This window comes from Mycobacterium sp. IS-1742, from assembly GCF_001500125.1.
Lineage (GTDB): Bacteria > Actinomycetota > Actinomycetes > Mycobacteriales > Mycobacteriaceae > Mycobacterium.
On sequence record NZ_LQIV01000041.1, the window covers coordinates 140,971 to 154,315 of the forward strand.

General features: G+C 68.4%; 13 protein-coding genes and 1 pseudogene. 8 read left to right on the forward strand and 6 right to left on the reverse strand.

Annotated elements, in window-relative coordinates:
• Positions 1-51 precede the first annotated feature (51 nt).
• From AU196_RS19890 to AU196_RS25295, 3 genes and pseudogenes are all read left to right on the forward strand, one after another.
• Complete coding sequence (locus AU196_RS19890) at positions 52-1,281, forward strand: NADH:flavin oxidoreductase (RefSeq protein ID WP_059096781.1); 1,230 nt, start codon at positions 52-54, stop codon at positions 1,279-1,281.
• A gap of 8 nt (positions 1,282-1,289) precedes the next feature.
• On the forward strand, positions 1,290-1,712 hold the full coding sequence (locus tag AU196_RS19895; protein WP_059096915.1) for a hypothetical protein: 423 nt from the start codon (positions 1,290-1,292) through the stop codon (positions 1,710-1,712).
• A gap of 10 nt (positions 1,713-1,722) precedes the next feature.
• Positions 1,723-2,571, forward strand: a pseudogene (locus tag AU196_RS25295) (LLM class F420-dependent oxidoreductase); the annotation flags it as partial.
• Between the two features lie 3 nt (positions 2,572-2,574).
• Here the strand turns inward: AU196_RS25295 and AU196_RS19900 are convergent.
• Together AU196_RS19900 and AU196_RS19905 are read right to left on the reverse strand one after the other, a co-directional pair.
• Positions 2,575-3,366: an SDR family NAD(P)-dependent oxidoreductase gene (locus AU196_RS19900; RefSeq protein WP_059096782.1), complete on the reverse strand. Its 792-nt coding sequence runs from the start codon at positions 3,364-3,366 to the stop codon at positions 2,575-2,577.
• 14 nt (positions 3,367-3,380) lie between these two features.
• Positions 3,381-5,090 (reverse strand): 3-ketosteroid-delta-1-dehydrogenase, encoded by a 1,710-nt coding sequence (locus tag AU196_RS19905; RefSeq protein ID WP_059096783.1) that lies wholly within the window; start codon positions 5,088-5,090, stop codon positions 3,381-3,383.
• A gap of 99 nt (positions 5,091-5,189) precedes the next feature.
• On the opposite strand from AU196_RS19905, the gene AU196_RS19910 reads away from it, so the two are divergent.
• The 5 genes from AU196_RS19910 to AU196_RS19930 are packed head-to-tail and all read left to right on the forward strand — an operon-like array spanning position 5,190 to position 8,785.
• Positions 5,190-5,984 (forward strand): SDR family NAD(P)-dependent oxidoreductase, encoded by a 795-nt coding sequence (locus tag AU196_RS19910; protein WP_059096784.1) that lies wholly within the window; start codon positions 5,190-5,192, stop codon positions 5,982-5,984.
• 29 nt (positions 5,985-6,013) lie between these two features.
• Complete coding sequence (locus AU196_RS19915; RefSeq protein WP_059096916.1) at positions 6,014-6,487, forward strand: nuclear transport factor 2 family protein; 474 nt, start codon at positions 6,014-6,016, stop codon at positions 6,485-6,487.
• A gap of 51 nt (positions 6,488-6,538) precedes the next feature.
• Positions 6,539-7,675: a 3-ketosteroid-9-alpha-monooxygenase, oxygenase component gene (locus AU196_RS19920; protein WP_059096785.1), complete on the forward strand. Its 1,137-nt coding sequence runs from the start codon at positions 6,539-6,541 to the stop codon at positions 7,673-7,675.
• Entirely contained in the window at positions 7,672-7,962 is a 291-nt protein-coding gene (locus AU196_RS19925; RefSeq protein ID WP_059096786.1) for a hypothetical protein, read from the forward strand. The genes AU196_RS19920 and AU196_RS19925 overlap by 4 nt, the downstream gene beginning before the upstream one ends.
• A 22-nt stretch (positions 7,963-7,984) precedes the next feature.
• Positions 7,985-8,785, forward strand: a complete 801-nt coding sequence (locus AU196_RS19930; RefSeq protein WP_059096917.1) for an SDR family NAD(P)-dependent oxidoreductase — start codon at positions 7,985-7,987, stop codon at positions 8,783-8,785.
• A gap of 51 nt (positions 8,786-8,836) precedes the next feature.
• On the opposite strand, the gene AU196_RS19935 is transcribed toward AU196_RS19930, so the two are convergent.
• The 4 genes from AU196_RS19935 to AU196_RS19950 all read right to left on the reverse strand — a co-directional run bounded on the left by AU196_RS19935 (position 8,837) and on the right by AU196_RS19950 (position 13,344).
• The gene (locus AU196_RS19935; protein ID WP_059096787.1) at positions 8,837-10,432 is read right to left on the reverse strand and encodes an FAD-binding protein; all 1,596 of its coding nucleotides are present in this window, start codon (positions 10,430-10,432) and stop codon (positions 8,837-8,839) included.
• Positions 10,429-11,220, reverse strand: a complete 792-nt coding sequence (locus AU196_RS19940) for an SDR family NAD(P)-dependent oxidoreductase (RefSeq protein WP_059096788.1) — start codon at positions 11,218-11,220, stop codon at positions 10,429-10,431. The genes AU196_RS19935 and AU196_RS19940 overlap by 4 nt, the downstream gene beginning before the upstream one ends.
• A 6-nt stretch (positions 11,221-11,226) precedes the next feature.
• A complete protein-coding gene (locus tag AU196_RS19945) occupies positions 11,227-12,303 on the reverse strand; it encodes a hypothetical protein (RefSeq protein WP_059096789.1) in 1,077 nt (358 codons plus the stop codon).
• 90 nt (positions 12,304-12,393) lie between these two features.
• A complete protein-coding gene (locus tag AU196_RS19950) occupies positions 12,394-13,344 on the reverse strand; it encodes an alpha/beta hydrolase (RefSeq protein ID WP_059096790.1) in 951 nt (316 codons plus the stop codon).
• Between the last annotated feature and the right edge of the window lies 1 nt (position 13,345).

The window sequence follows — 13,345 nt, forward strand, 5'->3', positions numbered from 1 at the left end:
TGAGCGGACGGGCGGTCCGCTGTACCCGCGCCCCGCTGTTAGAACCGACGCATGGGCCCTGAAGTGACGATGTCGGGTGTCGACCCGCTGCAGCCGGCGACGCTCGGCCCGGTCCGGCTCCGCAATCGCATCATCAAGGCCGCGACGTCGGAGGGACGGTCCCCGGACGGCCTGGTCACCGACGACCTGATCGACTTCCACAAACGCTTCGCCGACGGCGGCGTCGGCATGACCACCGTCGCCTACTGCACCGTGGCCGAAGACGCCGCCAGCGCGCCCGGCCAGATCCTGATGAGCGCACGTGCGGTGCCGGGTCTGCGTAAGCTCGCCGACACCGTCCACGACGCGGGTGCGGCGGTGTCCGCGCAGCTCGGTCACGGTGGCGTGGTCGCGACCCGGAAGGTCAACAAGGTCACCCCGAAGGCGCCGAGCCGCTTCGTCAACCCCCAGTCCTTCGACTACTGCCGCCCCATCACCCGGGACGAGATCCGCACTGTCGTCGACCAATTCGGGGCTGCCGCGCAGGTGGCCGTGGACGCCGGGTTCGACGCGGTCGAGCTGCACCTGGGACACCTGTACCTGCCGAGTTCGTTCCTGAGCCCGCTGATGAACCGGCGTCGGGACGAGTACGGCGGCAGCGTCGAGAACCGGGCCCGATTCACGCGCCAGATCGCCCAGCGCGTCCGCGAGGTCGTCGGGAACCGCATCGCCGTCATCGCGAAGCTCAGCATGGAGGACGGTAAGCGGGGCGGGATCGCGCTGAGCGAATCGCTGCGGGTGGTGCAGTTGCTCGACGCGGACCGCAACCTCGACGCGATCGAATTGACACAGGGTTCATCGGTGTTCAAGCCGATGTATCTGTTCCGCGGGGACACCCCGGTCGACGAGTTCGCGGCCGTCATGCCGCCGCCGATGAACCTCGGGGTGCGGATGGTCGGCCGGCGCGTGCTGGGGACCTACCCCTATCAGGATCTGTACATGCTCGACTCGGCACGCCAGTTCGTCCCTGTCGTCGAGCACACACCGCTGATCCTGCTCGGCGGCATCACGTCTCGCGAGCACATGCAGCAGGCGATGGACGAAGGGTTCGGGTTCGTGGCCGTGGGGCGCGCGTTGCTTCGAGAACCCGATCTGGTCAACCAGATCCGCGAGCATCCGGCGAAACGCAGCCTGTGCAACCACAACAACAAGTGCATGGTGACCGTGTTCGGCAAGACGCACTGCGTGCTCGACCCCGTGCAGCGCTACGGACCGCCACAGCTCCCGGTGAGCCACGCGTGAAGCGCGCACTGCTGGGCGTCGCGCTGGCGCTGGCCTCGGTGCTGTCGGCACCGACCGCACAGGCCGAGACGCCTTACGGCAACTTCGAGATGCAGATCCAGGGCAGGTACGACTTCCACACCTGGCTGTGGGCGGTGTCCCGGTGCCCGGGCGAGTGCCTGCGGGTGCAGGCGATCGCACAGCCGGTCGCGAAGGCCTTCCCGTTCCGGGCGGATGCCCAACTGGCCGACGGCCGCTACACCATGACCGTCGACGTGCCCGACGGATTACGCTGTGGCAACGTCTATTACGGTCCGGTGATTGCCACCCGCGACGTGTACACCTGGGATGCGGTCAGCCGCTCCGGAACGCTGGCCTCGTCGTTCGCCGCCGGCTGCGACGGCGCACCGGGTGGCACGTTCACCTATCCGTTCCGGCTGGTTCGCCTGTAGAAACTCCTTCATGCGAATCGGTGTCTCCACGCCCGTGGTCGTCCAGGTGCCCGGTGTGGCGTCGGAGTGGGAGCGCGACGCCGGGATCGAGGATCTGCGGACGATCGCCCAGGCGGCGGACTCCCTCGGTTTCGACCACCTGACCTGCTCCGAGCATGTCGCCGTGCCCGCCGCTGACGCCGCGGCGCGCGGTGCCGCGTACTGGGACCCGCTCGCCACACTGGGTTTCCTGGCGGCGTGTACGTCACGCATCCGGCTGGGGACATCGGTGATCGTGCTCGGGTACCACCACCCGCTGGAGGTCGCCAAACGCTACGGCACCCTCGACCGGGTCAGCGGCGGCCGGCTGACCCTGGGGGTCGGCGTGGGGTCGCTGGCCGCCGAGTTCGAACTCCTCGGCGCCGACTTCGAGGACCGCGGCCGGCGCGCCGACGATGCGCTCCGGGCGCTGCGCGCCTCCCTGTCGACGACCCGGCCGGCCTACGACGGTGAGTTCTACCGCTACGACTCCGTGGTCGTCGAACCCTGTGCGGCACAGCCACGGGTACCGATCTGGGTGGGTGGGCGCACTCGGCGATCGCTGCGCCGGGCACTCGAATTGGGCGACGGCTGGATGCCTTTCGGGCTCCGGGGCGAGGAGCTCGCGGAGATGCTGTCGACGGTCGACGTTCCGGTGGGCTTCGAGATCGTCCTGCCGGTGGGGCCCCTCGACCCCTCGGCGCAGCCGGACCGCGCGGCACACCGGCTCCGTGCGCTGCGTGACCTGGGCGCGACGGCCGTCACGTGCACACTTCGGGCGACCTCGGCCGAGCACTACTGCGACCAACTCGAGGCGCTGCGCGCGGTCGGCGAAGGCCTCTGGTCACATGTGGGTACCGCCGTCGACCCGCACCTCGGTGCCGGTGACGAAAAACGCGTCGGCGGATCCGAGCATCGCGACCACGGAGGCGACGGCGGACGGGTCCGCGAACATCGCGCCGCCCTCGATGGCCAGCTGCGGCTGCAGCCGCGAGAACAGTGAGTAGTCCGCGTCGTCGGGCAGGCCGGGGCCCACGCTCTGCCGGGACTGTCCGGTGCCGTCCGTCATTCCCGACGAGATCGAGCCGGGCTGAACACAATTGAGGCGGATGCCGTCTTTCGCGAATTCCAGGGCGAGCGTGTGCGTCATCGACAGGATGCCGCCCTTGGAGGCGGCGTAGGCCGACATGTAGGGGTGACCGAACTGCGCCGACGTCGAACTGAAGTTGACCACCGCAGGCCCGTTGCCGGTGCGCAGCGCCGGGATCGCCTCCCGGGTGACCAGGAAGGTACCGACGAGGTTGACCCGCAGCACCTGCTCGAAGTCGGCCAGTGTGGTCTGCTCCAGGCGCGCCGAGCGCAGGATCCCCGCGACGTTGACCAGGGTGTCGAGCCCACCGAGCGCGCCGACCGCCTCGGCCACCCCGGCGCGCACCGACTCCTCGTCACCGACGTCCATGACCAGCGTCGACAGCCGGTCGGACTGCGCCCTGTCCACGGTGTCCCGCAGTCCGGCTTCGCTGACGTCGGTGGCGACCACCCGGCCGCCCTCGTCGAGGATGCGCAGCACGCAGGCCTGTCCGATACCCGAACCACCGCCGGTGATCAGTACGCGACGGTCGATGTAACGCGACATGGGACGAGTCCTCCTCAGACGGCTTCCGCTGCATCATGCGCCGCGATGTAGCCGTACACCAGACCTTGGGCGATCGTCGCGCCCGCACCGGGGTAGGTGGCTCCGAAGGCGTTGGCGGCGGTGTTGCCGATCGCGTACAGTCCGTCGATCGGCATGCCGTCCTCGCGCACGACACGGGCGCGCTCGTCGGCGCGCAGGCCGCCGCAGGTGCCGAGGTCGCTGAGCGTCATCTTCACGGCGTAGAAGGGTCCACGGTCGAGCGAGCGCAGGTTGGGGTTGGGGGTCACCGTCAGGTCGCCGTAGTACCGGTCATAGGCGCTGCGGCCCCGCTCGAAGTCCGAATCCTGTCCGGCATGAGCCATTTCGTTGAAGCGTTCGACGGTGGCGACGAATCGCGAGGCGGGTACGCCCATCTTCCGGCCGAGGTCGTCGAGGCTGTCGGCGCGGTGGGCGATGCCGGCGTCGTACCAGGGCTTCGGGATCGGCATCCGCGGGAACAGCTCCGCCGCGAAGACGTAGCTGTTGCGGTACTGCTGGTCGAACACGATCCACATGGCCTCGACGGGGTTGCCTGCGCGTTCACGCTCGAGCACCCGCTGCCCGAACGACATGTAGTCGCAGGATTCGTTGACGAACCGGTCACCGGTCTGGTCGACGATGATCGACCCGGGGAGCGACCGTTCGGCGAGCATCACCTTCGGATCGCCTCCCGGCAGGGCCGCCACCGCCGGGAACCACCATGACTGGTCCATGAGATCGATTGCCGCACCGAGATCCTGGGCGACCCGGATGGCGTCGCCGGTGTTGGTCTCCGCACCCAGGCTCGCATGTTCGCCCAGCTTCTCCGACTGGAACTTCCAGCGCATGTCCATGTGGTGGTCGAATCCACCGGCGGCGAGCACGACGCCGCGCCGCGCGGTCACGGTGATCTCCCGGCCCCGGTGGTCGACGACCGCCCCCGTCACTCGCCCACCGTCATCGACGACGAGCTCGCGCAGTGCGGTCTCGGTCCAGATCGGGATGCCGGCGCGCAGCACCCCGGCGAAGAGGCCGGCCGCCAATGCCTGCCCGCCCGCGGCGTACCGACGGCCCAGCAGCAGGCCGCCGACACCCTGCCCGAGTCGTTTGGCCACCAACGGGATTCCCCTGCGCGGAACCCGCGACATGAGGTTGAGCCACCGGTAGTCGGCCCCCGTCGTGGGCATGGGGATCTTCACCTCCATCACACCCGGACGCAGCTTGGGCAGATATGCGCCGAGGATCGCGGTGTCGAGGGGGCGGCACTCGCAGGTGCGGCCCGTGGCTGTGCCGCCGGGGCGCTCGGGGTGGTAGTCGGAGTACTCCCTCGCCCAGAACAGCCGCATCGGCGTGGCGCGGCGCAGCAGGTCCACGGTGGCGTCGACGTGGTCGAGGAAGGCGGTGGACCGCGCAGCGGGCGCCGTGCCGTCCACCACCGCGTCGAGGTAGGTCGTCGCGCGCTGTGCGGTGTCGCCGCCGCCGTCGCCCTTGATCACGTCGCTGGCGGGGAGCCACAGCGCGCCGCCGGAACGCGCCGTCGAGCCGCCGACGTACTCCGACTTCTCCACGATCAGCACCGACAGGCCGCGGGCGTGGGCGGCGAGCGCCGCGGCCATCCCGGTGCCGGAGCCCACCACCAGGAGGTCGACGGTGGTGTCGCGGACCGGCAGTCCGCCGGGGATCGTCGCCGTATGCGCAGTCGTCACCGGCGTGACGGTAGGGCGTCGCGCGTCCGAGCAGCGTGACCCGTCTCGATCAGCGGAACGCCTGCCCACGCCTTCGGACCCACGGTGTTGGATGGCCCCATGACCGATCTCGACAAGTACGGACCGTGGGCCGTCATCGCCGGTGGATCCGAAGGCGTGGGCGCGGAGTTCGCCCGGTCACTCGCCGGTGACGGGTTCAACCTCGTGCTGATCGCGCGCAAACCCGGGCCGCTGGAGGAGACCGCCGAGTCGTGCCGCGGACTCGGCGCCGAGGTGCGCACCATGTCGGTCGATCTACTCGACGCCGAGGCCACCGCCCGCATGGCCGCGGCGACCTCCGACATCGACGTGGGTCTGCTGATCTACAACGCCGGGGCCAGCACGTGCAACGACCCGTTCCTCGATGCCGACCTGGCCGAGTGGCGCAAGATCATCGACCTCAACATGACACGGATGCTCGAACTGACCCAGCATTTCGGCAGGGGGATGGTCGCGCGGTCGCGCGGCGGCATCATCCTGGTCGGATCGCTCTCCGGGTACATGGGTTCGGCCCGGCACACCGTGTATGCCGGGGTGAAGGCCTTCGGCCGGATCTTCGCCGAGAGTCTCTGGCTGGAATTGCGCGACCAGGGGGTCGACGTCCTCGAACTCGTGCTCGGCGTCACCCGCACACCGGCGATGGAGCGCGCCGGCCTCCGGTTCGACATCCCGGGGTTCATCGTGAACGACCCCGCCGAGGTCGCCCGGGAAGGACTGGACCGTCTCGGCGACGGCCCCGTTCACGTCGCAGGCGGCAACGCCGACCAGGCGGCGCACAACAGCGGCCCCGACCGCGCGAAGATCGTGCTGGACTCCCATCTGGCGATCCAGCGGCTCATCGGCGCGAAGCCGTGAGCGCCGAGGAGCGGATCGCCGCCCTCGAAATGAGGCTGAGCCGGCTCGAGGACGAACGCGACATCGCGCGACTGGTCGCGAGCTACGGCCCCTGCGTCGACGCCGCGCATGCCGTTGGGGCCGCCGAACTGTGGGCCGTGGACGGCAGCTACGACGTCGAGGGGTGGCGGATGAGCGGTCGCGACGAGGTGCGCGCCATGGTCGAGTCGGACGGCCACCGGGCGCTGGTGGCCGCGGGCTGCTGTCACTTCCTCGGGCCGTCGATCGTCACCGTCGACGGCGACGAGGCCGTCGCCCTGTGCGAATCGGTGGTGCTGCGGGCGGCCGACGAGGCGGCCACCGGGTACATGGTGTGGCGCGCGGCCGCCAATCACTTCCACCTGCGGCGCGGCGCGGACGGCTGGCGGATCGTGGCGCGCACGACACGCCTGCTCGACGGCAATCCGGAGGCGCACCGACTGCTCACCGCCGGTGTCGCGGGGGAGCGGCTCGACCCGTCCTGATGAGCGGAACAATCGCTGCCCGCAGGCGCGGGTCGGCGGTACAACAGACACATGACATCCGACATCGACGAGGTTCGGCAGATCGAAGCCGACGCGGCACCGACACGGTTCGCCCGCGGATGGCACTGCCTGGGGTTGACGCGCGACTTCGGCGACGGCAAGCCGCACACGGTCAACGCTTTCGGCCAGAAGCTCGTCGTGTTCCGCAGCGGCGACGGCAGGATCAACGTGCTCGACGGCTACTGCCGTCACATGGGCGGTGATCTGAGCCAGGGCGAGGTCAAAGGCAACGAGATCGCCTGCCCGTTCCACGACTGGCGCTGGGGCGGTGACGGCCGGTGCAAGCAGGTGCCCTACAGCAAGCGGGCGCCGCGGCTGGCGCGCACCGCGACGTGGACCACGCTCGAACAGGACGGCATGCTGTTCGTCTGGAACGACCCCGAGCGCAAACCCCCGCCCGAGGATGTCACGATTCCGCGGATCGAGGGTGCGACCAGCGACGAGTGGACCGACTGGCACTGGTACACCACGGTGGTCGACACCAACTGCCGTGAGGTGATCGACAACGTCGTCGACATGGCGCACTTCTTCTACATCCACGGCTCGCTGCCGACGCACTTCAAGAACATCTTCGAAGGGCACGTGGCGACCCAGTACATGAACAGTGCGGGACGTGCCGACCTGCAACCCCCCGAGGGCCCGAAGATGCTGGGCACCACCTCGGTGGCCTCCTACCACGGCCCGTCGTTCATGATCGACGACCTCACCTACCACTACGAACAAGCCGATCACCACACCGTGCTGATCAACTGCCACTATCCGATCGACGCGAATTCCTTTGTGCTGCAGTACGGGATCATCGTCAAGAAGTCCGAGTCGCTGCCCGACGACCTGGCGATGCAGACCGCGGTCTCGCTGGGCGACTTCGTCAAGATGGGGTTCGAGCAGGACGTCGAGATCTGGAAGAACAAGGCCCGCATCGACAATCCGCTCCTCTGCGAGGAGGACGGGCCGGTGTACCAGCTGCGCCGCTGGTATGAGCAGTTCTACGTCGACGCGGCCGACGTCACCGCCGACATGGTCGACCGCTTCGAGTACGAAGTCGACACCACCCGGCCGCGGGAGGAGTGGATGAAGATCGTCGAGGCCAACCTCACCGCGCGGGCGTCGGCGACGAGCGCGGGATGAGCGTCCGGCCCGACAACCGGCTCGACGACGCACCCATGGCGCCGGTGATCTGCCGGGCCTGCGGTGCGGAGGTGCTGGCGCGCAAGAGCAGCTGGCAGCAGACCAGCGTGCAGTGGAGTGCCGAAGCGGCGCAACGCTGCCCGCAGCGACGCGACACCGAGGCGCTCGCCGGCCACGGCCGCAGGACGGTGTTCCTGTCCTGTTCGGAGCTGTCCGAGTCGATCGTCGACGCGGTACGCGAGGGCCGGTTGGCCATCGTCGACGAAACGGAGGACGCCACACCGTAGTCTCGCCCTCGTGACCGAAGACATGGATCCGCCGGTGGCCGTGGTGACCGGTGCCAGCCGCGGCGCGGGCCGGGGGATCGCGCGGGCGCTGCTGACGTCCGGCTGGCGGGTGTACCTGACCGGCCGCACGGTCGACGGCCTCGGCGAGGGGTCGACACCGGTGCCGCTCGATCACCGCGACGACGAGGCGGTGGCCGCGCTGTTCGCCCGCGTGGAAGACGAGAGCGGCAGGCTCGACCTGCTCGTCAACAACGCCGCCGCGGTGCACGATGCGCTGACGGGCCGGGAGCCGTTCTGGCAGAAGCCGGTCGAGCTGGCCGACATCCTCGATGTCGGGTTGCGGTCGGCGTATGTGGCGTCGTGGCACGCCGCACCCCTTCTGTCACGTGGACCGCGCGGGCTCATCGCGTTCACGTCCTCACCGGGGTCGGTCTGCTACATGCACGGTCCGGCCTACGGCGCCCAGAAGGCCGGTGTCGACAAGATGGCGGCAGACATGGCGGTCGACTTCCGCGGCACACCCGTGCACACCGCCTCGATCTGGATGGGCATCCTGCTGACCGAGAAACTGCGCGGCGCGTTCGACGGCAATCCGGAGGGGTTGGCCGCGATGGCCGAACACGCCGAGACGCCGGAGTTCACCGGATACGTGATCGATGCGCTCTACCGCGACCCGACGCGCGAGTCTCTGAGCGGTCACACTCTCATCGGCGCGGAACTCGGTCAGCGGTACGGGATCACCGACGAGGGCGGCAGGCAACCGGTCTCGCACCGGAACATGCTGAGCGCGCCGCGCACGCCGAGCGACGTGGTGGTGCGCTGAGGCCGAACGTGAGGATATGTACGGGTTTCCGGCCAATTCTCGGGCATTTCTTCACGCTCGGCGGGACACCTTCGTCGCCGCGTCGGCTCCGGCGCGACGTCCGCTGAAGATACAGTCGGACAGCGAGAGTCCGCTGACGTAGCTGTTCGAGCACACACCGACTGCGTTGCGTCCCGCCGCGTACAGGCCCGGCACGGTTCCGCCGTCGCGGTGCACCACCTCACCGGTGCGCTCGTCGACCACCAGTCCGCCGAGGGTCAAGCCGGGGATCGGATAGAACATCGACGATGCGGCCGAGATGTCGATGGAGTAGAACGGACCCGTCGTCATCGGAGCACACAGCTCGAGGTCCTTGCAGGCCGGGTCACCGGTGCCGTCGGCGAGGCCCTGCCGGTACGCGTCGACGGTATGCCGCAGGCCCCCGGGGTCGATCCCGTTCTTGTGCGCCAGACCGTCGATCGAGCGGCTCTTCTTGTGCCCCACAGTGAACAGGTAGATCAACTGCAGCCGCTGGAAGACCTGGGTCTGTGTGCGGATCTGCATCTTGACCTTCCGCCAGGTCTGCGCATCGTAGATCGCCCATCCGACGCCACCGAACTCGCGCATCATCACGTTGCCGTGCGTCGCGCCGTAGAGGTCTTCGTTCGCGATGCGACGTCCGTCGGCGCCGACGGTGAGGCCTTCGAGGAATGCGCTCGGCGGTGCCAGGAACCGCCATGCCGTCACGTTGTCCATCTTGTCGGTCATCCCGCCCGCATCCAGTCCGAGCGCGATGCCGGTGCCGTCGTCTCCTGCGGTCCCGAGCGGTGAGATCTTCGTGAACTTCGGTGCGTGGGCCTGCACCCATTCCCGGTTGTGGATGAACCCACCCGCGGCCAGGATGACCGCCGGCGCATGCGCCTCACCGTCGAGTGCTCCGTCGGCCCAGAGCCGCTCGGCCTTGGCGACCGCTCCCGCGACCACGCTGGGCATCCACGTACCCAGCTTCGCCGTGGCCTTCGTCAGCAGCGCATGCCGTCGGGCGTTCGGATGGTTCAGCGCCATCGCGCGATACCGTACGCCGGTGACGCGGCCCTCGTGGGTGACGAGGCCGTGCACGCGCGCGAGGGGTAACACCTCCACGCCCTTGGCCTTGGCCGATGCGCTCATCCGCTCGAAAAGAACCTTCCCCGAACTCATCCCGGGTGCGAGGACTCGGTGGCCGCGCGGTGCGGGCTGCGCGGCGAGATTGTACGGATAGGCCTTCTCGTTGCCCGAGTAGTAGAGGTAGTGCTCGTCAGTCGGATAGGACGTCTTGTACGACGACACCGGGCCGCCCCGGAACTCGACGCCTTGCTCCTTGAGCCAGGTGATGAGTTCAGGGCTTTGCGCGCAGAACCGGTCGAGCGTCTCGTCGCCGACCGCGTCGCCGACTTCTTGCTCGAGGTAGGCGCGGAGGCTCTCGAGCGTATCGGTGTATCCGCCGTCGATCTGCTCCTGGGTGCCGCCGCCGGCGTAGATGATGCCGCCTGACAGCGCGGTCGCACCGCCGCCGTAGCCGCGGTCGAGCACCAGCACCCGCGCGCCCCGATCTGCCGCTTCGATCGCGGCGGCTGCCCCCGCCGCGCCGAAGCCGACCACGATGACGTCGTACTCGGTGCGCCTCACAACACTGACTTCATCTGTTTGGCGACCAATTCCGTGGTGCGCTTGGCCGAGAGGCGGGTCAGTGTGTTGAGCAGGCGCGCGTCGGTACCCACCACCACCCGGAAGCTGTCGCGCGCGATCCCGTCGACGATCTTCTCCCCGGCCACTTCCGGCGTCGTGGAGCGGACCTTGCGCCCACCGGCATCGATCATCTCGACGCCGGAGTTCCCGGTCAGATTGGTGCTGATGTTGCCTGGGAAGAGCGTGACGACGTGGACGTTCGTATCGAACAGTTCGGCATAGAGCCCCTCGCTGAACTGCTTCACCGCGCCTTTGCTGGCGCCGTAGAGGGTCTGGCCGGCGAACGGAATCAACGCCGACAGGCTCGACATGTTTGTCAGGTTGGCCTCGGGCCGCTCCAGCAGGCTGGGGAGGAAAGCTCGACACATGTTGACCGTCCCCCAGAAGTTGACGTCGATGATGCGGTCGATCTCATCGCCCGTCAGATCGGTGAAGGGGGCGAACCGGTGGATGATGCCTGCGATGTTCACGACGCCGTCGACCTGTCCATGACGGCTGAGGACTTGATCATGAAGGGCCGCAACGGCTCTGCGGTCGGTGACGTTCACCGTGTGGGTCGACACCGTGCCCTCGCGGTCACCGGCGAGGCGACGGGTGCCGGCGAGCCCGTGTTCGTCGAGGTCGGCGGCGACGACCCGGGCCCCGCGACGGGCCAGGCCGAGGACGACCTGACGGCCCATCCCGTTGCCTCCGCCGGTCACGACGAAGACCTTGTCCGCAATGCGCACGATGTGTCAGGCGACCTGGAAGGCCGAGGGGGACGCTTCCTGCGGGTAGACCGCCGGACCGCCGAGGTCGTAGGCCGCGTTGAGCGTCCCGATGAACTGGGGGTCGTGCAGCGGGTTGTCGGGCATGGCCAGCTTGATGCCCTGAGCGTTGACGTCCTTGACCAGCGTCTCGATCGCACGCTCGATGGTCAGGTCGTCGGTGTGGTCCATGTTCTTCTTGAGCTCGTCATAATCGGAGAAGACCTCGGCCGACCAGTGGACGAGGAATCGGAGCTCGTCGGTGTGGTGACGGGCGATCACGTCGTCGCCGTTCTTGAGCACCCAGTGGTCGCGATCAGCCGGGTCGCCGGTGAAGACGGTGTCGAACGCCAGACCGGCCGGAACCTGTTGCTCGAGTGGGCCGTTGGCCTCACCGCGGTGCACCATCATCTCGTTCTGCACCACCACACCCCGGTTGTAGACCGGCGGCAGCAGGCGCTGCGGCGCCTTGAGCGGACCCTCCGGCCAGTAGGTGAAACCGCTGCCCTCGTCGAGCGAGAACCAGGTGATCACCTGCGCCATCTTGATCAGGTAGTCCTGGAACAAACCGGATTTGCCCATCACGCTGGTAAGCCAGGTCGGGGCGTTCTCGTGACGCACACCGCGGAAGCTCGGCGAGTCGAGATGGCCCGGGTCGCGGTTGGCACACGGCCCGTTGATGTTGAACAACATCATCTCTGGCTTCGCGTACTCGGCGTTCCAGTAGCCCTTGGCGTAGTTCAGGAACTTCTCGTTGTAGAAGCAGTCATGCAGTTCGGGGTAGAGCACCGCGCCGTAATTCGCGAGGTATCCGCGGAACGTCGGGGTGAGGAACAGGTCGAGCGACGGCTCGAAACCCTCGGGGAACGCGCCACTCATGGTGGCCATCAGTTCGTCTGCCGATGCGAAGTGCTGAGCGATGATCAGTTTCCATGGACCCTGCGTCCGAACGACGTCCAGCAGCCGCTCCCGTTGGTCGTCGGTGTAGATGTCGTCGATCTCCTGCGGCGGTGACGCGGGTCGCAGGACGTCGGACAGTTCCAACCGCCGATCATCAGTGAGCATCGAGTCTCTCCTTCATTCATCGGCGCTGTGGCGCCCTGATGTGCCTTGATTCTGCGGCGGTTTGCGGCGTCGTCGACGGCCGCTTTCCGGTCATCGGGAGGTTGCGATCGGAGTGGCGAACTTCGCCCCCAGCAGCGCACCGACCTCTGCGATCGCGAGCCGGCCCCGTGCCGTGGCGTCCGCCCGCATCAGGAACCCGTGGTAGGCGCCGGGATAGCGGGTCTGAGTCGTCTGCACGCCGGCGTCGCGCAGCCGAGCGGCGTACCGTTCACCCCAGTCGCGAATGGGATCGCATTCGGCCGTCACCACGATCGCGGGCGGCAGTCCGGCCAGATCCGTCGCCAACGCGGGAAATCGGTACGGATCGTCCGATGCGGTGACGCCTTGGTCGGCCAACTCGTGCATGTACTCGATGTCGGCACGGCTCAGCATCGGCGCATTGGCCAGCAGTTGGATCGATTCACAGGTCATATCGCGGTCCAGGCCGGGATACAGCAGCGTCTGACAGAGGATCGGCGGCCCGCCCCGATCGCGGAACGCGAGCGCGACGGCCGCCGCCAGTGAGCCACCGGCGCTGTCGCCCACCACACCGAGCCGATCTGGATCGGCACGCAGCGAGGCGGCGTTGTCGGCTACCCACATCGTGGCGGAACAGGCGTCGTCGAACTGGGCCGGCGCCGGTGCCTCCGGCGCCAACCGGTACTCGACGGACACCACCGTCGCACCGCTCGTCGCCGCCAATGCCCGGGCGAGTGGTTCGAAGGCATGGTTGGACCCCATGACCATTCCGCCGCCGTGGAAGTAGACCAGCACTGGTGCCCGGGAGTCGCCGGTCGGACGGTAGATCCGCAGCGGAATCGGCTGCCCGGGCCCGGGTATCGAGACGTCCTCGACGTCCGCCATCGCCGGCATGTCACCCGGGTGTGGTGTCGTTTCGACGGCTCGACGCACCGCGGCGAGGCCGCGCTCACGCATCGGAGGTATCACGCCGAACGAGGCGACGCGGGCGGCGGCGTCGGGGTCGAGGGAGGGAACGGCCATG

Bases quoted from the DNA above. Each gene is read 5' to 3' on its own strand.
- AU196_RS19900 (WP_059096782.1), bottom strand. From the start codon at position 3,366: ATGTCGCGTTACATCGACCGTCGCGTACTGATCACCGGCGGTGGTTCG.
- AU196_RS19925 (WP_059096786.1), top strand. From the start codon at position 7,672: ATGAGCGTCCGGCCCGACAACCGGCTCGACGACGCACCCATGGCGCCG.
- AU196_RS19945 (WP_059096789.1), bottom strand. From the start codon at position 12,303: ATGCTCACTGATGATCGGCGGTTGGAACTGTCCGACGTCCTGCGACCC.
- AU196_RS19930 (WP_059096917.1), top strand. From the start codon at position 7,985: ATGGATCCGCCGGTGGCCGTGGTGACCGGTGCCAGCCGCGGCGCGGGC.
- AU196_RS19910 (WP_059096784.1), top strand. From the start codon at position 5,190: ATGACCGATCTCGACAAGTACGGACCGTGGGCCGTCATCGCCGGTGGA.
- AU196_RS19890 (WP_059096781.1), top strand. From the start codon at position 52: ATGGGCCCTGAAGTGACGATGTCGGGTGTCGACCCGCTGCAGCCGGCG.
- AU196_RS19950 (WP_059096790.1), bottom strand. From the start codon at position 13,344: ATGGCCGTTCCCTCCCTCGACCCCGACGCCGCCGCCCGCGTCGCCTCG.
- AU196_RS19915 (WP_059096916.1), top strand. From the start codon at position 6,014: ATGAGGCTGAGCCGGCTCGAGGACGAACGCGACATCGCGCGACTGGTC.
- AU196_RS19920 (WP_059096785.1), top strand. From the start codon at position 6,539: ATGACATCCGACATCGACGAGGTTCGGCAGATCGAAGCCGACGCGGCA.